Source organism: Halomonas sp. R57-5, from assembly GCF_900070345.1.
Classification (GTDB): domain Bacteria; phylum Pseudomonadota; class Gammaproteobacteria; order Pseudomonadales; family Halomonadaceae; genus Vreelandella; species Vreelandella ventosae_B.
The window spans coordinates 3,850,553-3,872,341 of sequence record NZ_LN813019.1 but is presented as its reverse complement, the minus strand read 5'-3'; the positions used below and the strand labels follow the sequence as shown (position 1 = coordinate 3,872,341).

Below are 21,789 nucleotides of genomic sequence, written 5' to 3'. Positions count from 1 at the left end.
AGCATAGAAATTGACGCAACACCGATGCTGTCGTTGCGAAAAACACAACAAGAGGGGTTTGTCAGGAGATGCCCACCATGAATGGCCGTAGCGCTCAGCGCCTTGCCAAACTTCAGGAAGCGCTTGCCAGTGGCGGTACTCTTCATCTGCGCGATGCAGCAGAGCTGTGCGATGTTTCCGAAATGACCATCCGCCGCGACCTAACAMCCCAGGTCTCCGCCATTAGCCTGCTGGGGGGGCGCTTAGTGATGGCGAATTACCCCGGCGTCACGCCTATTTATGACCTAACCGAGCAGCAGGCCAGCCACTACCAGGCGAAGCATCGCCTGTGCCAGCGAGCACTCGCCTTTATTGAAGAGGGCGATACGCTGTTTATTGACTGCGGCTCAACGCTGATGCCGCTGTTGAGCCAATTAAGCCATTTTAATGAGCTGACGGTAGTGACCTATGCGCTTAACGTCGCCAATGCCGTCGCCGCACTCCCCAACGTGCGTTTGGTGCTGCTGGGTGGGTTATTTTATCCCGCCTCACAATCATTTGGCAGCGACAATATGGCCGCCGCTATCGAACGTTTAGGCATTAATAAAGCGTTGATATCTGCGGCGGGGGTGGATTTAGAGCGGGGGGTAAGCTGTTTCCACTTTCACGAAGTGGCACCGAAACAAGCGGCCATTGCCACCGCTATGCAGCGCCTGTTAGTGGTAGATGCCAGCAAGTTCGGCGTGGTGCGCCCGGCTTATTTCGCCGCCCTGGACGATTTTGATGTGGTGGTCACCGATGGCGAGGGGGCTCATAGCAGTCAATACCTGGGGTGCGGCAATGCGCCACTTCTTTCATGATCTCGATCAATAGAAAATACTTTAGTCTTAACTGCTTAAGCCTTTAGTGCTTAGGCCAGCGAGGCTCGTCGCCAATTCCCATCCGGCGACGCATATTTTTCCCGGAGCAATGGCGCCCAGCGTCACGTGTGCACTGTCCTTGAGAGCGTTTTCCTAGCACGTTTTCAAGAGCGTCATGCAGAGCATGTTTTGGGAAGAGTATGGGGTGGTAGTTAGCCTGCTATGTAGAAGGGCGACATGGCTAGCTAGTGTTTTAAACAACCTCTGACGAGATCACACCATGCAACGACGCTCACTTTGGCGCAGGCGAGGCACGCTAGTGCTTCTTGCGCTGTGTCTGTTTCTAGCAGGCTGTAGTTCAGCGCTGCTAGACCCAAAAGGCCAGATTGGCGCTGAGCAGCGCACACTGATTCTGACCGCCTTTGGCCTAATGTTGATTGTAGTTATTCCTGTGATTGTCATGACGCTGCTGTTTGGCTGGCGTTACCGGCGTAGTAATAGCCTGGCTAAATACACGCCTGATTGGGCGCACTCCAACGTGATTGAAGCGGTGGTGTGGATCGTGCCCTGTGCGATTATCGCGGTGCTCGCCCTGTTGACCTGGAAGACCTCCCATAGCCTTGATCCCCACAAACCGCTGGAAAGCGATGTGGCGCCGATCGAAATACAGGCGGTGGCGCTTGATTGGAAGTGGCTGTTTATCTACCCCGAGCAGGGTATTGCCAGTGTTAACGAAGTGGCCTTTCCGGTAGATACACCGGTGCGCTTTCGGGTCAGCTCAGGCTCAGTGATGAACGCTTTCTTTATCCCCCATCTTGGCAGCCAGATTTATGCCATGGCGGGCATGGATAACGATGTCCATCTCATCGCCGATGAAATTGGTAGCTACCCTGGTCGTTCCACCAACTACAGTGGCGCAGGCTTCTCTGGCATGACCTTTGAAGCCAAGGTGACCAACCCCGAGGATTTTGACGCCTGGGTGGAAACGGTACGCGCTGCTCCACAAACGCTGACCTACCCAGAAGGTTATGAAGCGTTGGCGGAACCTAGCGAATCGAATCCGGTTGAGTACTTCTCAGCCATCTCACCATCGCTGTATGAAAGCATCTTACGAAGCTTCCATACCGGCGGCGAGCATCAGATGGGCGGCGATCATGCTGACTCCCACGATGGCGAAAATGAGAAGACTGCCGATCACGCGGCCGAATCAGGTCATGTCACTAACAACCATGCTAGTCAGGATAATGCCATGCGCAGCCATTCCTCTAGCGTAGAAGTGGGAGGTTAAGCCGTGTTTGGAAAACTCACGTTAGAGTCAATTCCCTACCACGAGCCGATCATCATGGTCGTCGCGGCCTTTATGGCCATTGGTGGGATCGCACTGTTTGGTTTAATCACCTATTACCGTAAGTGGGGCTGGCTGTGGAACGAGTGGTTTACCTCCGTTGACCACAAAAAGCTCGGCATTATGTATTTCATCGTCGCCCTGGTGATGCTGCTGCGCGGCTTCTCGGATGCGATAATGATGCGCACCCAGCTGGCGATGGCCGCCGGGGATGCAGCGGGCTATTTACCCCCCGAGCACTACGACCAGATCTTTACCGCCCACGGCGTGATTATGATCTTCTTTGTCGCCATGCCCATGGTCATCGGCTTGATGAACCTGGTGGTGCCGCTGCAAATTGGTGCCCGCGRCGTTGCTTTCCCTTTCCTGAATAACTTAAGCTTTTGGCTGTTTGCGGTCTCCGCGATACTGGTCAATATCTCGCTGGTGGTGGGCGAATTCGCCAAAACCGGCTGGCTCGCTTACGCGCCGTTATCGGGGATCGAGTTTAGTCCCGGGGTGGGGGTCGACTACTGGATATGGGCGTTGCAGATATCCGGTATAGGCACCACGCTGACCGGTATTAACTTTTTCGTGACCATCATTAAAATGCGCACCAAAGGCATGACGATGTTCCGCATGCCGATCTTCACCTGGACATCGCTGTGCGCCAACGTGCTGATCATTGCTTCCTTCCCAATTTTGACCGCGACCATCGCACTGCTAACGCTGGACCGCTATTTGGGCATGCACTTCTTTACCAATGATTTTGGCGGCAACATGATGATGTACGTCAATCTCATCTGGGCCTGGGGCCACCCGGAAGTTTATATCCTGATTCTGCCAGCCTTCGGCGTGTTCTCTGAAGTGATTGCGACCTTTGCCCGTAAGCGGCTGTTCGGCTACGCCACCATGGTGTGGGCGACCATTTCGATCACCTTGCTCTCGTTTGTGGTTTGGTTGCACCACTTTTTCACCATGGGGGCGGGCGCCAACGTCAACGCCTTCTTCGGCATTATGACAATGATCATCGCCATTCCTACCGGGGTGAAAGTGTTCAACTGGCTGTTCACCATGTTCCGCGGCAGCCTGGAACTCACTTCGCCGGTGCTATGGACGCTGGGCTTTATTATCACCTTTACCCTAGGCGGTATGACCGGCGTTATGCTGGCGGTGCCCGCAGCTAACTTTGTGTTGCATAACAGCCTGTTCGTTATTGCGCACTTCCACAACGTTATTATCGGCGGCGTGGTGTTCGGCATGATGGCGGGGCTTACCTATTGGTTCCCCAAAGCGTTCGGTTTCACTTTGAACGAAAAGTGGGGCAAGCGTTCGTTCTGGTGCTGGTTTATTGGCTTCTACGTCGCCTTTATGCCGCTTTACGTACTGGCCTTCTTTGGTGCCGTACGCCGCATGCAGTCCTACGCCAACCCCGAATGGCAACCGTGGATGATTCTGGCTTGGGTAGGCGCGGTAATCATTATGCTGGGCATTGTCTGCACCATCATCCAGTTCTGGGTGAGTATTCGCGACCGCAAACAGAACGCTGATGTCACCGGCGACCCCTGGAACGGCCGCACCTTGGAGTGGTCAACCTCTTCTCCAGCGCCGTTCTACAACTTTGCACGTCTACCGGAAGTGGGCGATATCGACAGCTTCTGGTCGCAAAAGCAGCGTAGCGAAGAGCAGCTTGAAGAAGCCCCCTATACCGATATTCATATGCCGCGTAATACCGTGGCCGGGCCAGTTATCAGCTTCTTTGCGCTGGTCATCGGTTTCGCCCTGGTGTGGCATATCTGGTGGTTAGCCGGCGTCGGCGCCGTGGGTGTATTCATCAGCTTTATGGCACGGGTATTTAACGACGATATCGACTACTACGTTCCCGCTGCTGAAGTTGAGCGAATCGAACGTGAGCATCAACAACGCGTGGAGGCGCAAGCGTAATGGCAACCGATACGTTACATCACGGCGCAACGGCCGAGCCTCATGAGCATCACGATGCTTCGGGCACGAAGCTATTTGGTTTCTGGGTCTACTTAATGAGCGATTTGGTGATCTTCGGGTCACTGTTCGCCACTTACGCCGTGCTGATGAAAGGCACGGCGGGTGGGCCAACCGGCGCTGATATCTTTGAATTACCTTTGATCCTTTTCGGAACCTTTGCACTGCTGATCAGTAGTTTCACCTTCGGTATGGGCGTTTTGGCAATGCATGCCAACCGTGTTGGCCAAGTGAAAGTGTGGCTGATTATTACCTTTCTACTGGGCTTGTGCTTCCTGGGGATGGAAGTCTATGAATTCCAGCATCTGATCCATGAAGGGTACGGTCCGGACCGTAGCGGCTTTTTATCGGCCTTCTTTACCCTAGTAGGTACTCACGGGTTGCACGTTACGTTTGGCATGATCTGGATTTTGGTCATGTTGGTACAGCTGTCGACCAAAGGGTTGAACGATATGACCCGGCCGAGGATTTTGTGCCTAAGCCTGTTCTGGCACTTCCTCGATATTGTCTGGATCTGTGTCTTCTCATTCGTCTATCTGATGGGAGTGTTGTGAGATGAGTGCAAGTTCAACCAATGCCCATGGCAGCGTTAAGTCGTATGTGACAGGACTGGTATTGTCGCTGATACTGACCATTATCCCTTTTGCGGTGGTGATGAGTGGCGCTTTTAGCGTATTGGCTACCGTGATTGTGATAGCCGTGACCGCGGTGTTGCAGATACTGGTGCAACTGGTCATGTTTATGCATATGAGTACCAAAGCCGACGAGGGCTGGAATCTGATGTCCTTCGTCTTCACACTGACGATTCTCGTCCTAGTGGTAGGAGGCTCGCTGTGGATCATGCAGCATCTGCATCTCAACATGATGATCGGCTAATCTCAGCGCCCAGCCGCTGGCGGGATCTGCTCGAGCTGACCAAGCCGGGCATTATCGGCGGCAACCTGATTGCCACCCTGGGGGGCTATTTTCTCGCCGCCCAGGGGCAGTTCGAGTGGCTCAGCTTTGTCTCGGTCATGGTGGGGATTGCATTAATCATCGCGTCAGGCTGTGCGTGTAACAACGTTATTGACCGCGATATTGATGCATTGATGGCGCGTACGCGCCATCGCCCTCTGGTAAGAGGCAGCATCTCTATTACCCAGGCACTGGGCGTTTCGGCGCTGCTGGGTGTATCGGGGGTGGTGTGCCTGGCGCTGGGCACCAATGGGCTAACCGTTGCCTTGGCGGTGATTGGCTGGGGCGTGTATGTGGGGCTTTATAGCCTCTATATGAAGCGCCGCTCGGAGTACGGCACCTTGGTAGGCAGCCTCTCCGGCGCCATGCCGCCGGTGGTTGGCTACTGCGCCGTGACCGGTCAGTTCGACAGCGGTGCGATCATGCTACTGGTGATTTTCTGCCTGTGGCAGATGCCGCMCTCCTATGCCATTGCGATCTTCCGCTACGCTGATTATCAACGGGCATCGATTCCGGTGTTGCCGGTAGTGCGCGGGGTGAAAATGGCCAAACACCATATCCTTGGCTACATTGTGGCGTTTATTCCCGCCTCGCTGGCGCTAGGGTTGGCCAGTCAGGCAGGCGCTGGGTATCTGTGTGTGGCGCTGACCATGGGCGGCTACTGGCTCTACCTGGCGCTGCGCGGCTACCGTTTAGACGACGATGTGCGCTGGGCCAAGAAAGTATTTGGCGTCTCTATCCTAACCATCACCGCGATGAGCTTAGTCATGGTGCTGGAATCGATGGTGCCAATGTGGGTCTAGGCCTCACACACCGTTAAGTCGTTAATAAAACGCCCCGAGCAGTTATCTGCTCGGGGCGTTTTTATTGGCTAGGGAAAAATTCTGTAACTCAGCTTTCCCGCTGACTGGCCTGAATGGCGGTTAGCGCAATGGTGTAAACGATATCGTCGACCAGTGCGCCTCGGGAAAGGTCGTTCACCGGCTTGTTCAACCCTTGAAGCATGGGGCCAACGCTCACTACGCGGGCGCTACGCTGTACTGCTTTATAGGTGGTGTTGCCGGTGTTGAGGTCGGGGAAAATAAACACCGTCGCCTTACCGGCAACCGGGGAGTCGGGCGCTTTTTGTTTGCCTACACTCTCAATGGCGGCGGCGTCGTACTGGAGCGGGCCGTCAATGGCTAAGTGCGGTGCGCGCTGTTTAGCAATCCGGGTGGCTTCGCGGACTTTATCCACATCGGCACCGGTGCCGGAGTCACCGGTGGAGTAGCTGATCATAGCGACACGCGGTTCAATACCAAAGGCCTCCGCGGAGCGGGCGCTTTGTAGGGCGATTTCGGCCAGGGTTTCGGCGTCCGGGTCGGGATTCACCGCGCAGTCGCCGTAGACCACCACCTGTTCGGGCAGCAGCATAAAGAAGATCGACGACACCTGGCTGTATTCTGGCGCAGTTTTAATCAGCTGGAACGCGGGACGCACGGTGTTGGCGGTGGTGTGTACTGCCCCAGAGACGAGGCCGTCGACTTCATCCAGCTGCAGCATCATGGTGCCGAGCACCACGTTGTCTTGCAACTGCGCTTCGGCGGTGAGTTCGTTGAGCTTGCCACGACGACGCTCGACCATCGGGCCAATATAGCGCGCGCGGCTGCTTTCAGGATCGATAATCGTCAGCGCTTTGGGCAGCGTCAGCCCGCGGTTACGCGCCACATTTTCAATATCATCGCGCTTACCGAGTAGTACACAGTCGGCAATGCCGCGGCGCTGGCAGATAATCGCCGCTTCGACGGTGCGCGGCTCATCGCCTTCCGGCAGCACCACGCGCTTTTTGGCCAGTTGAGCAAGTTTCACCAACTGGTGGCGAAACGCCGAAGGCGACAGGCGGCGGGTATAACCGCTGCTTAGGTGGGCTTTCAGCCACTCAAGATCCATATGGGCCGCCACATAACGAGCCACCTGTTCGGCGCGCTCGAAATCGTCCATGGGAATTTCGCCGCTTAACTGGCTGAGGTGCTGGGCGGTGGTCAGGCTGTCGGTCTCTACCGCCAAAACAGGCAGGCCCGTTTTGAGCGCGGGGCGGCACATCTCAATCATATTGTCGTTGGGCATAAAGCCGTTAGTCAGCAGTACGCCCGCTAATTGAATGCCGTTCATGGTGGCCAGTGCGGAGGCCAGCACCACATCGTCGCGGTCGCCGGAGGCCACTATCAAGCTGCCAGGGGTGAAAATATGCAGCGCATTTGCAGCGCTGCGGGCGCAGAGGCTGGTGGAAAGCACCCGGCGGCTGGCCGCATCGCCTTCGTTTAGCAGTTTGGCATTGAGCGCTCGGGCTACATCCAGGGTGCGCGGCGCACTGAGTGTTTTACTGTAAGGCACCACGCCGATCAGGTGGAACTTATCCGTCGCCAGGGCCGGAGAGTATTGCCGTAGCTCGGCGAGCACCGACTCTTCCAACTGTGGTTTGAAAGTGCCCGGTGCCGCAGAAAGGTCATCTTCCTGAGCGTAGGGCAGGTTTTTCATGCGCATCAAAATGCCGCCCAGAGTGCGGCTGGAGCTAACCCCACCAAAGCTGCGGGCGTGCATATCCAGCTGGTCGGCCAGGGCCTGGGGTTCGTTTAAGTCACCGGTGCCCACCAGAATAATCCGCGCATTCAGCGCGTTGGCGAGTTGGGCATTGGTTTGCGTCGCGTAGGTGGTGTGTTGGGTGGGCACCACGCCTTCTACCACGACAAGGTCTAAGGTGCTGCCATCGCGGTGGGCCTGCTGGACAACCTGTTCATAGAGCTCGACGGCGTTTTCCATGAGCTCATCGGTTTGGTCGTCGCGCAGCAAGCGCTCCAGCCGAGCCTGGGAAATCGGCGAAGGCGGGCGCTGATTAAGTGCCCGCGAGACCAGCGCGGTGGAGCGATCCAGCCCCGGGCCGTTCAGCTCGTTCTGCATAAACGGCTTTAAAAACCCGGCTTTCAGGCCGATGGTATCCAGCGCTTGAATTAACCCCAGACAGGCGGAGGTGAGCCCGGCACCCTGGCTGGTGGGCACTAATAGAATGGCTTGTGGCTGGTCGGGGTGGGCAGTCATACACGGGTCTCTAAGCAGTGGCGGGTTTCCATGGCAATGCGGCCCTCTTCATCGGTAGGGATCACCCACACCTGGGGGCCTTGGTGGTCAGGGCTATCCAGCTTGCCCTCTTTGCCGCGAATGGTGGCTTCGTTAGCGTCGTTATCCAACGCAAAGCCGAAGTGGGGCATCAGTGACAATACATTACGGCGCACGATAGGTGAGTTTTCGCCGATTCCGCCGGTGAAAATAACCCCATCGAGCTGGGGCAGCGCGCAGGAGAGCCCCGCCAGCGATTTAGCGATCCGGTAGCAAAATACCTCCACTGCCAGCTGTGCAGTGGCGTGGCCCTGTTCGGAGGCCTCTTCAATTTCACGCATATCGTTGGTTAAGCCTGAAAGCCCCAGTAGGCCGCTGTGTTTGTTGAGCACGTCGTCGATTTTGTCTAACGACCAGCCCAATTGGCGGTGCAGGTGAGCGTGCAGGCCGGGATCAACATCGCCACTGCGGGTGCCCATCACCAAGCCTTCCAAAGGGGTAAGGCCCATGCTGGTATCCTGGCTTTGATTGTTCCACACCGCGCTGGTAGAGCAGCCATTGCCTAAGTGGGCGGTTAGCCAACCGCCTGTGCCACGGCTACTTAGTTTGCCCACCCGCTGACTAACGTAAGCGTGGCTGGTGCCATGAAAGCCATAGCGGCGAATACCATGCKCGGCGTAGAGGTTTTCAGGCAGCGCGTAACGATAGGCACGCGGCGGCATGGTTTGATGAAAAGCGGTATCAAAAACCGCCACTTGCGGCAGTTCAGGGAATACGTTTTGGGTTGCTGCGATGCCTGCTAAGTTGGCAGGGTTGTGAAGGGGGGCGAGCGCTGCGGTGGTTTCGATCGCGGTGATGACGCTATTGTCGATGAGCGCGGCTTGGGTGAAGTGCTCCCCGCCATGCACGATGCGATGGCCCACCGCCGTCGGTAAGCGGCCCTCCATCCGCTCAAGAATCGCGTTAAGTGCCTGGGTATGGTCGGCATCAGGCAGTGGTTGAGTAAAACGTTCACCGGCACTGTTTTTGCCCTTTAAACGTGCCTCCCCACTACTCAGGCGTTCAGCTATGCCTTCAAGTCGCGGTGCCTGAGGGTCTGAATCAATCAACGCGTATTTAATAGAGGAGGAACCGCAGTTAATTACCAGCACCGGTGCGTTCATAAAAACCTTTTCGCTAGGAGGTTAGTGAGCAAAGCATTGGACTTTAGTATAACATGCTGCAGTGCGGAAAAGCAGCGCTAGGATTTCGTTAGCCTTCTATGTGAAAGCTAGGCATGCTGGGCTCTAGCGACCTGCATGACCGCCACCCATCTTACACCTTAACCACTACAACGAGCCGTTTCGTTCCTATGTCAGCGCCTTCTCTGCCAAAACTACTGCCGCGCCATTTGGCCATTGTGTTAATGATGACCGTGGCCACCATGTTCGCCGCCAATCACGTCTCCGCGCGGCTGGCGTTTGATAACGGAACCGGGCTATTGCTGGCGGTATTAACCCGCTCAGGGGTTGCCTGCCTGATTTTAGTGGCGCTAGTCATCGTGCAGAGAAAGCGGCTTTGGCTGCCCGCTGGTTCTTGGCCGTGGCAGCTCGCGGTGGGTCTGCTGATCGCGATCCAGAGCGTTAGCCTCTACTCGGCGGTAGCAAGGCTACCGGTGGTGATTGCGCTGCTATTGGTCAATACCTTCCCGATTCAACTGGCGCTGCTCAGTTGGGCATTGGGCGGCCCACGCCCGACGCTACGTAGCTGTTTGATTATGGGCACTATTTTAATCGGCTTGCTGGTGGTGCTGGATATCCCTTCATGGATTGCCAGTGCTGATGGTATGGGGCCAGGCTGGATCGCGGGGAWTGGTTTTGGATTAATGGCGGCCTTCGTATTTGCCTGCGCGCTATGGGTCACTGAGCACCGCCTAGCCGGAGTGGGCAGCACATTGCGTAGCCTGCTGACCATGCAAACGGTGTTTATCGTCATGATCATTGGCGGCATCGCCGGTGTGGTGCCTGGGGGGATGAGTCTGCCGGATAACAGTACCGGCTGGCTGGGGCTTGGGCTGCTCGGGCTGCTGTATGGTTCGGCGTTCTCAACGCTGTTTATTTTTGTGCCACGACTCGATATGGCGCGTAACGCGCCAGTGATGAATATCGAACCGGTGGCCTCCCTGGTGTTGGGCTATTTCGTGCTGGGACAAATGCTTAGCCCAGGGCAGCTAGTCGGGGGAGCCGTGGTAGTCGGCGGTATTATCGTGCTGAGCCTATCCAAGGGGCGGTAAATATTTGCGTTCTTCATAGTTATGGATCACAATACAAACGTGTAAGGAAACACTGTTTTTTAACTGAGGTACAAGCTATGAAGATGTCCGTATTATCACTTACATCGGCGGTACTCCTGGTTGGCGTAGGCGCTTTCGCAACGTCTGCTCAAGCTCAACAGTCTTTCGACTATCCACAAGCTTACTTGGGTGGTGACGCCATGTTTTGGAGTCTTGACCCAGAGAGAGGCTCTTCACGTGACGACGTAGGCTTACGTCTGCGCGGTGGTGCCCAGTTCAATGACTACTTTGCCCTTGAGGGCCATTTAGGTACGGGCGGCTCGGATGGTGGTGCTGATCTAGACCATCTGGCCGGTGCTTATGCCAAAGGGATTTTCCCGGTAGCGCCTGAAGTGCGGTTATACGGTTTAGCGGGCTTCACGGAAGTTGAAGTGAGTGACAACCGGGAGAGCGATTTCTCCTACGGTGGCGGCGCTGAAATGGACATAGCACCTAATTTATCGGTGAACGCAGATTACATGCGCTACCTGGATAAATCTGACTACACCTTTGATGCGGCCAGCGTTGGTTTACGTTACCGGTTCTAATAGCGGTGTAAAATTTAACGTTAATCGCTAGTTATATCTAAAAACCCCATGGCTTCTTGCCATGGGGTTTTTGCTTCCCCCCATACTTTCCTCGCGAGCAAAGGAACGTTTTTTGCTTGAAGTTACTGTCATTATATCTCGGTGTAGGTGTGTGCTCACTTAGGTCATCAAGCATTTCTTAATTTCCAGCTTGGTGACTGTCAGAGACTCGGCATAATTTTTCGTAGTTTGGGCCAAATGCTGCAACTGCGAAGGTGATAATGTCGAAGTGACTCGTTGGCAAGAAACGAAAATATAAAGTCCAGCGCTCAACTTGATTAAGCTCCGTTCAAGAGGAAACTATCATGTATAAAATAAGCAAAATGACTGTAGCTGTAGCTGTAGGTTTATGTTCAAGTTTAATGGCAGCATCCGCTATGGTTGAAGCCGCTGAAAAAAATTGGCGTATGGCAACACCTTGGAGTGGTGGGCCGTGGCTTGAACGTGATGCACAAATGTTTGCTGATCGTGTCAATGAGCTTTCTGATGGTGAAATTGCCATTGAGGTTTATCCTGGCGGCACCTTAGGCAGTGCACTGAAGGTAACGAATACGGTCAAGTCTGGAGTTGCGGAAGTAAGCCACAACTACATTAATTATGACTATGGCACCGATCCCACTACCGCGCTTCTAGCAGGCCATTCAAGTGGTTTGACTCCTGAAGAGTTCATGATGTGGATGTACGAAGGGGGAGGCGTTGAACTGTATGAAGAGTACCGCCGCGATGTCTTTGACGTTGTCGCTTTCCCTTGTGCGATTTTGGGTACCGAAATTTTCCTGCACTCCAATAAACGTGTTGAAACTCTTGAAGACTTCCAGGGCTTACGCTTGCGTACTTCCGGTGCATGGTCTGAATTAGCTTCCCGGCTTGGTGCCTCCACGGTGGTAATGGCCGGCGGCGATATCTATAGCGCGCTTGAGCGTGGCGTAATTGATGCAGCCGAGTGGGGTAGCCCTGAAATGAATCAGCCCACGGGTTTTCAGGAAGTGGCCCAGTACGTGATTATTCCAGGCGTGCATCAGTCAGGTGGTTTTTTAGAGTGCCAGGTTAATGAAGATACCTGGAGCGAATTAAGTGAAGATGAACAGGACATGCTGCGTTTAGCGGGCAAGTTAAGTGTTTTTGAAACCTGGCTGGCAAGCTCTTTTGCTGACTTGGATGCCTATCAAGCCTTACTCGATGGCCCCAACGAAATTGTTCATCTTGATCAGGCGTTTATCGATACTATCTACGAAGAGACTGTGAAATGGGAAGACGAGTATGCGGCTGATAATGAGTGGTTTGCTCGCGTCGTTGAGTCCCAGCGCAGCTTTAAAGACACCATGAGCGTATGGCCTGAGTATCGCTTACCGATTGGCAGTATGGGTCGATAATCGAGCCATCAACGAAATGAAAGAGAGGTCTCTGGCCTCTCTTTCATACGTTCAAGTCTCTCTTTTATGACGTGTTGATGAGTAGCCATCATGAAACTAATTCAAGCGATTGAGTCGCTAACCCGTTGGGCAGGTTGGGTAGGTGCGATATTGATTTTTCCGTTAGTTGGCGCGCTAGTAGTGGAAGTATTCAGCCGCTATGTGGCCGGACGTCCAACGCTATGGGCGTTTGAAATTAGCTATATGGTCATGGGTGCCATGTTCATGCTGGGTATGGCCAATGCACTGCGAATTGGCCACCACGTCAGTGTGGATTTGGTGTCGATGCAGCTGAATGCCAAAACTAACGCGCTGCTGCGCATTATTGGCTATGTACTGTTTTTGCCCATTTTAGCGTGGCTTGTGTGGGAGCTTTTTCATTATGCACTGCAAGCGTTTAACTCTAATGAGCGCTCGGGCCGTTCCGCATGGAATCCTATTGTGTGGCCGATTTTGACGGTGTGGTGTATCGGTTTTACCTTGCTAGCACTGCAGGTGGTAGCAGAGCTATTAAAGGCGGTAGCGGTACTGCGTGGCCAGCCGCTACCTGAGGAGGATGCATCATGAGCAGTTATTTATCGTTGATGATGTTTCCGGTGTTGATGCTGTTTATCTTTTCCGGTTTTCCCATTGCATTTTCGATGATTTTGGTGGCAACAGGCTTTGGGATTATCCAGTTTGGTGATGTGGCGGCTTATCAGCTGCTGACCAAAATCGAAGATACCGCGTCTAATTCTATTCTCGCCGCCGTGCCACTCTTTATCTTTATGGGGGCAATGCTCGAGCGTTCAGGAATCGCCGAAAGGCTATTCGAAGCAATCCATATGTGGACACGTCGCTTACCCGGTGGTTTGGGTGTGGGCGCAATTATTATGGGTACGCTCTTCGCTGCCTCTAGTGGTGTAGTGGGCGCTACCGAAGCGGTTATCGGCATGCTTGCGATCCCGGTAATGCTTAAACACCACTACAACAAGAGCCTGATTTCAGGAACGATTTGTGCAAGTGGTTCGCTTGGCACCGCTATCCCGCCCTCTATTACGGTGGTGGTGTTAGGGCCTGTTGCTGGCGTTTCAGTCGGGTCGCTTTTCAGTGGCTTGCTAATTCCTGGCTTTTTAATGGCGGCGATGTTTTTGATCTACATTGTCGGCGTGGCCTACTTGAAGCCGCAGATGGCCCCTCGGGTAGACGAGAGCGAGCCAGAGGAAAGTTGGCAGGAAAAAATACGCGTCACGGCGGTTGCGTTACTGCCTACTATGCTGCTGATTTTTACCGTGCTTGGCACCATCTTAATGGGCTTAGCTACACCAACAGAGGCGGCAGCCTGTGGAGCGCTTGGCTCAGTATTATTGGCACTGGCTTATCGCAATTTAACGCGGGATGTACTGTGGCACGCAGCTATCAAAACCATGAACATCTCGGCAATGATTCTGCTGATTGTAATGGGCGGCAGTATGTTTGCGGGTGTCTTCTTTGCCTCTGGCGGTATGGCAACGGTGCAGTCGATGCTGATGGATACCGGATTAAGCCCCTGGATGATTCTCGGGTTGATTCTMCTCATCGCCTTTATTGCGGGCTTCGTGTTGGATTTGATCTCTGTCGTGCTGATCATTATCCCCGTGGCAATGCCGATTGTGCGTATGCTAGGTTTTGATGAAATATGGTTCTGCGTAGCCTTTCTGGTAGTGCTACAAACGAGCTACTTAACACCTCCGCTTGCCCCGGCAATTTTCTACTTAAGAGCCATTACTCCACCAGAAATTACCCTCAAGCATATGTATTGGGGTGTAGTGCCTTTTATCATCGCGCAGTTAGTGGTGCTGGCGCTGGTGTTGGCTTTCCCTAGTCTTGCGTTATGGCTGCCTGATTTGATGAGCGGACCATCTTGGTAATGAGTTAAGTGCGTATTGTTGTGATTGATGCCGCCTAAGGGCGGCATCGTGCGTTTTGGGAAGTGGTATTCGAATATTGTTAGCGCGCTAATTAATTGTTAGACTAACGTCTCTAATGCTATCCCCTAAACGATACGCGCCCGTATAGAGGCGCTGGCCAGGTGGTTGCCTGGTGGCAAACAAGTGAGCCCTGCATGACCCCCGATCAAACATTTGCCCGCTGGGTGAAGGTAGCCCTGGCTGCCTTTGTACTGCTTTTTATTTATTTTCTGGTGGCTGATAGCTTTATGCCCATGACCCCTGAGGCGAGGGTGCTGCGGCCGGTAACCCGTATTGCGCCCGAACTCAGTGGTCCAGTGAGCGAGGTGTTGGTGAGTGATCACCAACACGTTACCAAAGGCGATGTGCTGTTTCAGGTAGACCCCGCGCCGTTTCGATTAGCGGTTGAGCAGGCACAGCTAAATCGCGAGCAGGCCGAACGAGAGAATGCTCAGTTGGAAGCAGAGCTAGCCTCCGCACAAGCGGAATTGGCATCTGCTGAAGCCACAGCTGCAGAGCGGCGGGGTGAACTGCAGCGTGCGGAAACTCTGGTGGCGCAGCAGAGCGTATCCCGCCAGCAGTACGAACAGCAGGTGGCTGCTGAACGCACTGCACAGGCCAGCGTGGCGGCGGCCAGGGCGAAAATTGTGAGCCTGGAAGKGCAGTTGGGCGATGCTGGTGAGACGAACCTGCGTTTGCGCCAAGCGGAAAACGCGCTTTCCCAGGCGCAGTTGGATCTTGCCCATACCCAGGTACGCGCCGCGCAAGCCGGTAGCGTTGCCAATCTTCAGCTAGACGTAGGTGACTACGTTCAGGCGGGTCAACCAGCGGTAGCGGTAGTGGCGGATGCAATCGATATTATTGCCGATTTCCGTGAAAAGAGCCTGCGCCATGTGGTGCCCGGCGATGTAGCGAAAGTGGTGTTTGATGCCTGGCCGGGGCAGGTATTTGATGCGCAAGTATTCGCCATGGATGCCGGGGTTCGCGATGGGCAGTTGGCCGCCGATGGTCAATTGGCCGATATTCCTACCACTGACCGCTGGGTGCGCGATGCTCAGCGCATGCGCGTTCACTTGGAGCTAAGCCAACCAATCGCCAACTTATTGCCCAGCGGTGCCCGCGCCACCGTGCAGCTTCAACCCGGTGATGCTGCCTTGGCCAAACCCTTTGTGTGGCTACAGGCGCATATGATCAGTTGGCTGCATTATGTGTATTAAAAAGAGGTCTGCCAGGTTTATTAAAAAGAGGCTTGCCAGAGCGCGGGCGTCTAGCAGAGCGGCGCCTAAGCGTAAGCCCGAACTCTCAAAGAATGGCCTGCGTCAGTGCCTGAGAGTGGCCGGGGGAGGCGCGCTGGGGTTTGTGGTCAGCCAATTGATGGGCTGGAACTATGGGGTGTTTTTTACCGTTTTTCCAATGTTCTTGCTGGGTATGGTACCCATCTTGAACGGCCATATCGTGCGTCAGTTTTTGGCCAACGTATCTATCAATGTGCTTGAGGTGAGTCTAGTGGTCGGACTGCTCAAGCATATGCCGGTAGTGATGACCCTGGTGGTCATGGGCATATTTCTATTTCGCTTTAACTTGATGGCGAAAGGGCCGCTGTTTCTATTCGGCGCCAACGGCGTGCTGACGCTCAGCATCCTGCTCCACTTTGCCAGCTACCCCAATGTAGACTTGAGCGATTTACTGGCCTGCAACCTCGTCGCCAGTCTATTGGCGGTGTTTATTGCCATGCTGATGCATACACTGTTCCCTGACGTGGAAGCGCGTAAACCGCCACCCAGAGTGACCAAGACTTCCTCCCAGATTCGCCATGAAACCTTAATCGGCGGCCTAACCGCGACGCTCTCGTTTGTGGTATTTCAAGTTTTTGACTTGCAGGGGTCGCTTTCCGCGCAGATGGCGACCATCTTGGTGCTATTTACGCTGGGCTACTCCGGTGCGCGGGTATCAGCTGCCAAGCGAGCCGTAGGAACGCTGTTGGGGTGTAATTTAGCGCTACTCATGCAGCTACTCCTGTATACCCAGAGCCACCATTTCCTGCTGGTGGTGTTGCTCTATTGGCTGGGGCTCATGCTCTTCGCCCGGGAGCATATTCATGAAGGCGGCGGCTCGGGGATTGGCTTTGGCGGGATGACCACCCTGGGGATTCTGTTTGGCCAGTCGCTGGGCCCGCAGCAGGATCTGGTTTACAGCGCACTCTACCGGTTCTCCTCAATGAGTGTCGCGCTAGCGCTTACACTGCTGACGATGGCCTGCCTGCACTTTGCGCTGAACTGCTGGACGTCAACGCGCTTACCAGAAAGCAGCCTGTCATAAATACAGCTGCCACAAATAAATCAGCGCAACTTTTTTAATACAGGCTACTCTGATGAGTGTGTCGACGTGTGATTTGATGTGTTTCCCTACTAACGGATTAGAGGTGTTCGTCATGGCAACAGGTAAAGAAGATAAAGCAAAAGGAACGGCCAACAAAGCTGCAGGCAAAGTGAAAGAAGCCGCGGGCAAGGCAACAGGTAGCACCAAAACTGAAGCTAAAGGTAAGGCCCAGCAGGCGAAAGGCGAACTGCAAAAAGGCAAAGGCGACGCCAAGGAGAGCCAGAAAAAACAGCGCTAGTCATGTAACACAGATACCAACAGGGGGCTTCGGCCCCCTGTTGGCGTTTATGCGGTCTGGAAACTCCCGTTTCTCATCTTCAGCGCTGAAGCATGGAGAAGTTTGCTTAGTAGTGACCCAGTATTTTCCACCACAAGCCGCCGACCACCACCCAGATCGCAAGATTAACCACACTCATAATAAAGCCCGCTTTCCACCACTCGCCCAGCGTTAGATAGCCCGAGCCAAAAATGACCGGCGATGTCCCGGTCGCGTAATGAGTTAAGGTCATCATGATCGAGGAAGTGGCGGCCATGATCAGTACAAACGGCATGGGCGGTGCGCCGAGCGTTAATCCAACGGTAAGAAAAGCTGCCATCATTGCGGTGATATGTGCGGTGGTGCTGGCAAAGAAGTAATGAGTATAGAGGAAGGTCAGCACCAGCAGGGCGGATGCTCCCATCCAGCCAATGCCCATCATGGTGATCCAGTTCTGCATATTGGTAGAGAACCAGTCGATCAACCCGGTCTGGTTGAGCTGGGAGGCCATCATTATTAAGGCGCCGAACCAGAGTAGAGTATCCCAGGCGTTCTTTTCCGCCAGCACATCGTCCCAGGTTAATACGCCTGTCAGCAGTAGTATCGATAGCCCAATAAACGCTGACGTGGTGGTGTTGAGGGTGACTGCATCGCCCAGAAATAGCGCCGGGATATCTGCCCACAGCAGCAATAGCACCAAGAAGACAAACAGCATAATGCCTTCGTCTCGGCTGATCTTCCCCATTTCGGCAAGTTTATCCCGCGCCATCTGCGTGGCGTGGGGTGTCTGTTTAATATCCGGCGGATAAAGCAGGTAAAGAATATAGGGCATAGCCAGGATAGCGACCAAACCAGGCAGTAGCATAGCGAGCGCCCAGGTCATCCAGCTCAGCTGGATTTCCGCCCCGGTGGCGATAGATATCAGCTCTACGGTCAATGGGTTGGGAGCAGTGGCAGTGACAAACATCGCTGAGGTAATCGGGTTGCTGTGGTAGTTAACAAGTGCCAAATATTTGCCGATTTTGCTCGACGTGCCATCTTCCGGGCGTGAGTCAAAGCCTTTAGCGATAGAGCGCATTATGGGGTGCATGATGCCGCCACCACGGGCGGTATTGCTGGGGGTTACCGGGGCAATGGAGAGCTCTGAAAAGGCCAGGCTGTAGCCGATTCCCAGCGTCTTCTTACCAAAGATAGAGATGAAATAGTAGCCGATACGGGCGCCTAGCCCCGTTTTAATCAGCCCTCGCGAGATCATAATCGAGATAGCGATTAACCAGATCAGTGAGTTGGAGKAGCTGCTTAAAGCATCGTTAATGGCGGTGCCTGGGTTGTCGCTGGTCACCCCGCTCGCCGCCACAATCGCAATGGCAATGATTGAGATGGCCCCTATGGGCATTGCCTTACCAATAATCGCGGCAATCGTCCCCACAAAAATAGCCAGCATTAGCCAGGCATCAGAGGTGAGACCTTCTGGCAAGGGAATAGCCAGCCATATCAGTAGAGTGATCGCCACCGCAATAGCGGTTGGCCAGGGTTTGAAAGGCAGCGTCGGCATCGTGGAGCCCTATAGTAAGTAGGTGGCTGTGCAGTACGCTCACAGGCAATAAAGCAGTGCTTGAGTTGCGACTTAAGTCTAGAGCGGATGGACGATTGGCGACTTGCCCCACGTCAATTAGAAGCTTGATCTAGCGCAATCATTCACGCTGTTAGCTATGACTTAATGGTGAAGTGCCATGACTCCCCTCACTGAGGAAGCGACCCATGCCTACCATGATGAAAGCGGCCATTTTAGTTGAACCCGGCCGCATCGAGATAGATGACAAACCCATTCCCGAGATTGGCCCCAATGATGCGTTAATGCGCGTGACCACGACGACGATCTGCGGCACCGATATCCATATCTTAAAAGGCGAATACCCGGTTGAGCGCGGCTTAACCATTGGCCACGAGCCGGTGGGCGTTATTGAAAAATTGGGTGCTAACGTTAAGGGCTACCAGGAGGGGCAGCGGGKGATTGCCGGGGCAATCTGTCCGAGTTTTACCTCCTACGCTTGCCAGGATGACTGCTGCTCACAGGATGGCGGCCACCACAGCCACGGCTACAAGCCGATGGGCGGCTGGCGCTTTGGTAATACCATCGACGGCGCCCAGGCGGAATACCTTTTGGTACCCGATGCACAGGCCAATCTTTCGCCCGTGCCCGATGGCCTAACCGACGAACAAGTACTGATGTGTCCGGATATTATGTCCACCGGTTTTGCTGGCGCTGAAGCTGCCGGTATAAAAATTGGCGACACGGTGGTGGTGTTTGCCCAAGGTCCGATTGGGCTATGCGCAACTGCAGGTGCGCGGCTGCGTGGAGCGGGTTTGATTATTGCTGTCGACGGCGTTGATGAGCGCTTAGCCATGGCCAAGCAGATGGGCGCCGACGTGACGCTGGATTTTCGCAAGGTCGATGTCGTTGAGGAGATACTCAAACTCACCGGTGGGCGCGGGGTCGATTCCGCCATTGAAGCACTCGGCCTGCAACAAACGTTTGAATCAGCTTTGCGAGTACTAAAACCCGGCGGAACGCTATCCAGCCTTGGCGTTTACTCCCAAGACCTGACGATTCCGCTAGGCGCTTTCTGTGCTGGCCTTGGCGACCATAAGATCATTACCTCGCTATGCCCCGGTGGCAAAGAGCGCATGCGCAGGTTGATGAGCATCATCGCCGCGGGACGGTTGGATCTTGGCCCCATGGTCACCCATCGCTACGCGCTGGAGAATATCGTCGAAGCCTACGATCTCTTCTCCCACCAGCGCGACGGGGTACTGAAAGTGGCGCTTGAGGTTTCATAAAACTCAAGTGACATACTCAGCAGTGAGGCTATCAAAGAAAAACCCGCTAATATCAGCGGGTTTTTCGGATTGAAAGAACTATCGGGTATCAGTTCAATTCCAGTGAGAAACTCATTTCAACGCCTGCATCATCCACTCTGAGCCAGTACTCAGTGTTCTTATAAGCATCACCATATTGCTTGAGCATATCAATATCAGACGCTGCTATCTCATCCGAGGGTATCTGCTCCATAACATCGGCCAGCGAATGATAAAACTCGCCTGTCATGTGGCTGTGAAACAGTAGGTCATGCTCTGAAGTAGGGGCTTGTAGCTCTGACTGCAGCGTCGCTGAATCGCTAATACCCMCGCCTAACGCAACCGCCGTGTCAGACATAGCGGCGTAAAGCGCTGGTGCGTCTGGTGGCAGCATCATGCTCTTGACTTGCTTGGCTTTTCCGCCTGGTTCAAGTCCAAGAGCCCCTAGCTCCGGCATGAAAGCGCTCACTGTAGACAGCAGCGCCAGCGGATTTTGTGAGGCGAGGGTGAGGATACCGAGACCGCTGGGCGCCCCGTTTTTCATCGTTAGACTGTCAATGCGAGCATTGAAACCAGACAACGACGGGCCAATCATCATGGTGATCGGGTTATTGAGCGCCATGTTAATTTCATTCCAAGTACCGTTTAGCTCCTGTAGTTCATCACAGCTGAACGGGTTTTGACGCACTTCCTGCGCATATTTTTGAACGGTTTGAAGCAGTACAGGCAGGTCCAGACCCAATCCAAAGCTGGCCATTCCACCGGTGCTGCCAAGGCCCGGAACCTGTGTGGTCAGGGCACGCAGATCGCTGACAATATCTTCATCGGTCTCAAGGATGAGATTCATCTCCATGCGGTCGAGGCTGTAATCACGCATGCCCATTACCAGACCAGGGAAGCGGCTGGTAATGCGGTCAATATCTGCCTGGCAGGTGGATAGATCCAGAGGTTCTGCATCGACGGCATTCATCAACGCTTGAGTACCCGAATGCGTAGGGCTACTTAGCTCATCAAACAGCCGTGAGGAGTCGATCTGCCCGGCACCGTAAGGCGTGAAGTCATGGCGCTGCTCAAGCTCTGCCAGTGCATCGGTATCACCGATGCTGCTGTCGGGCAGCGCTTTACCCAGCACCTGTGCCAGCAGCTCGTCGCTGGCATCCTGCGGCACCACCGATACCAGTAGCTGCTGGTCGTCAATGGCTAGGATGGCCTGGAGTGGGCCCTCAGGCGTCAGTACCCAGTAGTCGGTGCCGTTAGTGGTGGCCGTGCGTGGAGTGATGTCTGCTTTGGCGAGGATGCGCTGCAGCGTTTCGCGAAAGGCATCTTCATCCTGCAGTTGCATGCGCAAAACAGGCAAAATACCCAGCCCATAGAAAGCAGCCTGAGGGCTCATCTTGAGCCCCAGCGCATGCACATCTTCCAGTGACTCAACCCCGACTAACTCTTCACCCATGGCGATTAACAGCGTCATCATCGAATGCAGCACTTCATCGTCTTCTATCTGGGGCAGCGTATCGCGCAGTTCATCCAGATCAGAATCAAGGGTCGCCATGGGCTGCATACGCTGATAAAGATCAAAGACATCCTGTTCAGGCATCGCTTCGCGCGTGGCCATGAAATAAGGGGAGTTAGCCGGAACGTATTTCAGCATTGGCGCTACGTTATTTTTCGGCGCTTCCTCTTGTGTTGCCGCTTCGGTTGGCTCGTTATCATCGCTGCAGCCGCTGAGCAGGCCTGCGCTGAAGAGGGCAAGGGTAACCGCTATGGAAAGTTTGGTTTTCATCTGGAATCAGTTCTTTGAATGGTGTTGGTTTTAAATGAGCCGAGTTGGGCTGAGCGCTCTGTA

At 54.3% G+C, this 21,789-nt stretch carries 19 protein-coding genes; 15 read left to right on the top strand and 4 right to left on the bottom strand.

Going from position 1 to position 21,789, the window contains the following annotated elements; all coding sequences use genetic code 11:
• Positions 1 to 77: 77 nt before the first annotated feature.
• From HALO_RS17775 to cyoE, 6 genes are all read left to right on the top strand, one after another.
• Positions 78 to 839, top strand: a complete 762-nt coding sequence (locus tag HALO_RS17775; protein ID WP_050713779.1) for a DeoR/GlpR family DNA-binding transcription regulator — start codon at positions 78 to 80, stop codon at positions 837 to 839.
• Between the two features lie 280 nt (positions 840 to 1,119).
• A complete protein-coding gene (gene cyoA, locus HALO_RS17770; protein WP_009287201.1) occupies positions 1,120 to 2,127 on the top strand; it encodes a ubiquinol oxidase subunit II in 1,008 nt (335 codons plus the stop codon).
• A 3-nt stretch (positions 2,128 to 2,130) separates the two neighbouring features.
• Positions 2,131 to 4,107, top strand: a complete 1,977-nt coding sequence (cyoB, locus tag HALO_RS17765; protein WP_050713778.1) for a cytochrome o ubiquinol oxidase subunit I — start codon at positions 2,131 to 2,133, stop codon at positions 4,105 to 4,107.
• Positions 4,107 to 4,718: a cytochrome o ubiquinol oxidase subunit III gene (cyoC, locus tag HALO_RS17760; RefSeq protein WP_035577276.1), complete on the top strand. Its 612-nt coding sequence runs from the start codon at positions 4,107 to 4,109 to the stop codon at positions 4,716 to 4,718. The genes cyoB and cyoC overlap by 1 nt, the downstream gene beginning before the upstream one ends.
• Position 4,719: 1 nt before the next feature.
• Entirely contained in the window at positions 4,720 to 5,040 is a 321-nt protein-coding gene (gene cyoD / locus HALO_RS17755) for a cytochrome o ubiquinol oxidase subunit IV (protein WP_022520636.1), read from the top strand.
• The gene (gene cyoE, locus HALO_RS17750; RefSeq protein WP_050713777.1) at positions 4,998 to 5,921 is read left to right on the top strand and encodes a heme o synthase; all 924 of its coding nucleotides are present in this window, start codon (positions 4,998 to 5,000) and stop codon (positions 5,919 to 5,921) included. The genes cyoD and cyoE overlap by 43 nt, the downstream gene beginning before the upstream one ends.
• Positions 5,922 to 6,009: 88 nt before the next feature.
• Here the strand turns inward: cyoE and pta are convergent, their stop codons facing one another.
• Together pta and HALO_RS17740 are read right to left on the bottom strand one after the other, a co-directional pair.
• The gene (gene pta / locus HALO_RS17745) at positions 6,010 to 8,193 is read right to left on the bottom strand and encodes a phosphate acetyltransferase (protein WP_035577278.1); all 2,184 of its coding nucleotides are present in this window, start codon (positions 8,191 to 8,193) and stop codon (positions 6,010 to 6,012) included.
• A complete protein-coding gene (locus HALO_RS17740; protein ID WP_050713776.1) occupies positions 8,190 to 9,374 on the bottom strand; it encodes an acetate/propionate family kinase in 1,185 nt (394 codons plus the stop codon). The genes pta and HALO_RS17740 overlap by 4 nt, the downstream gene beginning before the upstream one ends.
• Positions 9,375 to 9,562: 188 nt before the next feature.
• On the opposite strand from HALO_RS17740, the gene HALO_RS17735 reads away from it, so the two are divergent.
• From HALO_RS17735 to HALO_RS17700, 8 genes are all read left to right on the top strand, one after another.
• Positions 9,563 to 10,483, top strand: coding sequence for an EamA family transporter (locus HALO_RS17735; protein WP_050714206.1), 921 nt, complete (start codon positions 9,563 to 9,565; stop codon positions 10,481 to 10,483).
• A 77-nt stretch (positions 10,484 to 10,560) separates the two neighbouring features.
• Positions 10,561 to 11,070: a porin family protein gene (locus HALO_RS17730; RefSeq protein ID WP_035577281.1), complete on the top strand. Its 510-nt coding sequence runs from the start codon at positions 10,561 to 10,563 to the stop codon at positions 11,068 to 11,070.
• A gap of 401 nt (positions 11,071 to 11,471) precedes the next feature.
• Positions 11,472 to 12,482: a C4-dicarboxylate ABC transporter substrate-binding protein gene (locus tag HALO_RS17725; protein ID WP_231896744.1), complete on the top strand. Its 1,011-nt coding sequence runs from the start codon at positions 11,472 to 11,474 to the stop codon at positions 12,480 to 12,482.
• Between the two features lie 90 nt (positions 12,483 to 12,572).
• Positions 12,573 to 13,088, top strand: a complete 516-nt coding sequence (locus HALO_RS17720) for a TRAP transporter small permease subunit (protein ID WP_035577287.1) — start codon at positions 12,573 to 12,575, stop codon at positions 13,086 to 13,088.
• A complete protein-coding gene (locus HALO_RS17715) occupies positions 13,085 to 14,410 on the top strand; it encodes a TRAP transporter large permease (RefSeq protein ID WP_035577290.1) in 1,326 nt (441 codons plus the stop codon). The genes HALO_RS17720 and HALO_RS17715 overlap by 4 nt, the downstream gene beginning before the upstream one ends.
• A 194-nt stretch (positions 14,411 to 14,604) precedes the next feature.
• Complete coding sequence (locus tag HALO_RS17710) at positions 14,605 to 15,666, top strand: HlyD family secretion protein (protein ID WP_050713775.1); 1,062 nt, start codon at positions 14,605 to 14,607, stop codon at positions 15,664 to 15,666.
• Positions 15,656 to 16,768 carry a DUF2955 domain-containing protein gene (locus HALO_RS17705; RefSeq protein WP_035577295.1) on the top strand — a complete coding sequence of 371 codons (1,113 nt, stop codon included), beginning with the start codon at positions 15,656 to 15,658 and terminating at the stop codon, positions 16,766 to 16,768. Before HALO_RS17710 ends, HALO_RS17705 begins: the two co-directional genes overlap by 11 nt.
• A 112-nt stretch (positions 16,769 to 16,880) precedes the next feature.
• A complete protein-coding gene (locus HALO_RS17700; protein ID WP_035577297.1) occupies positions 16,881 to 17,066 on the top strand; it encodes a CsbD family protein in 186 nt (61 codons plus the stop codon).
• A gap of 106 nt (positions 17,067 to 17,172) precedes the next feature.
• On the opposite strand, the gene HALO_RS17695 is transcribed toward HALO_RS17700, so the two are convergent.
• Positions 17,173 to 18,639, bottom strand: a complete 1,467-nt coding sequence (locus HALO_RS17695; RefSeq protein ID WP_050713774.1) for a DASS family sodium-coupled anion symporter — start codon at positions 18,637 to 18,639, stop codon at positions 17,173 to 17,175.
• A 206-nt stretch (positions 18,640 to 18,845) separates the two neighbouring features.
• Here HALO_RS17695 and HALO_RS17690 point away from each other — a divergent pair, with 206 nt between their 5' ends.
• Positions 18,846 to 19,925 (top strand): NAD(P)-dependent alcohol dehydrogenase, encoded by a 1,080-nt coding sequence (locus HALO_RS17690; RefSeq protein WP_050713773.1) that lies wholly within the window; start codon positions 18,846 to 18,848, stop codon positions 19,923 to 19,925.
• Between the two features lie 88 nt (positions 19,926 to 20,013).
• Here the strand turns inward: HALO_RS17690 and HALO_RS17685 are convergent, their stop codons facing one another.
• Positions 20,014 to 21,726, bottom strand: a complete 1,713-nt coding sequence (locus HALO_RS17685) for a hypothetical protein (protein ID WP_050713772.1) — start codon at positions 21,724 to 21,726, stop codon at positions 20,014 to 20,016.
• Between the last annotated feature and the right edge of the window lie 63 nt (positions 21,727 to 21,789).

Excerpts from the sequence above, each read along its gene's own strand:
- pta (WP_035577278.1), bottom strand. The coding sequence starts at position 8,193 with ATGACTGCCCACCCCGACCAGCCACAAGCCATTCTATTAGTGCCCACC.
- HALO_RS17730 (WP_035577281.1), top strand. The coding sequence starts at position 10,561 with ATGAAGATGTCCGTATTATCACTTACATCGGCGGTACTCCTGGTTGGC.
- cyoD (WP_022520636.1), top strand. The coding sequence starts at position 4,720 with ATGAGTGCAAGTTCAACCAATGCCCATGGCAGCGTTAAGTCGTATGTG.
- HALO_RS17700 (WP_035577297.1), top strand. The coding sequence starts at position 16,881 with ATGGCAACAGGTAAAGAAGATAAAGCAAAAGGAACGGCCAACAAAGCT.
- cyoC (WP_035577276.1), top strand. The coding sequence starts at position 4,107 with ATGGCAACCGATACGTTACATCACGGCGCAACGGCCGAGCCTCATGAG.
- HALO_RS17720 (WP_035577287.1), top strand. The coding sequence starts at position 12,573 with ATGAAACTAATTCAAGCGATTGAGTCGCTAACCCGTTGGGCAGGTTGG.
- HALO_RS17705 (WP_035577295.1), top strand. The coding sequence starts at position 15,656 with ATGTGTATTAAAAAGAGGTCTGCCAGGTTTATTAAAAAGAGGCTTGCC.
- HALO_RS17725 (WP_231896744.1), top strand. The coding sequence starts at position 11,472 with ATGGCAGCATCCGCTATGGTTGAAGCCGCTGAAAAAAATTGGCGTATG.
- cyoA (WP_009287201.1), top strand. The coding sequence starts at position 1,120 with ATGCAACGACGCTCACTTTGGCGCAGGCGAGGCACGCTAGTGCTTCTT.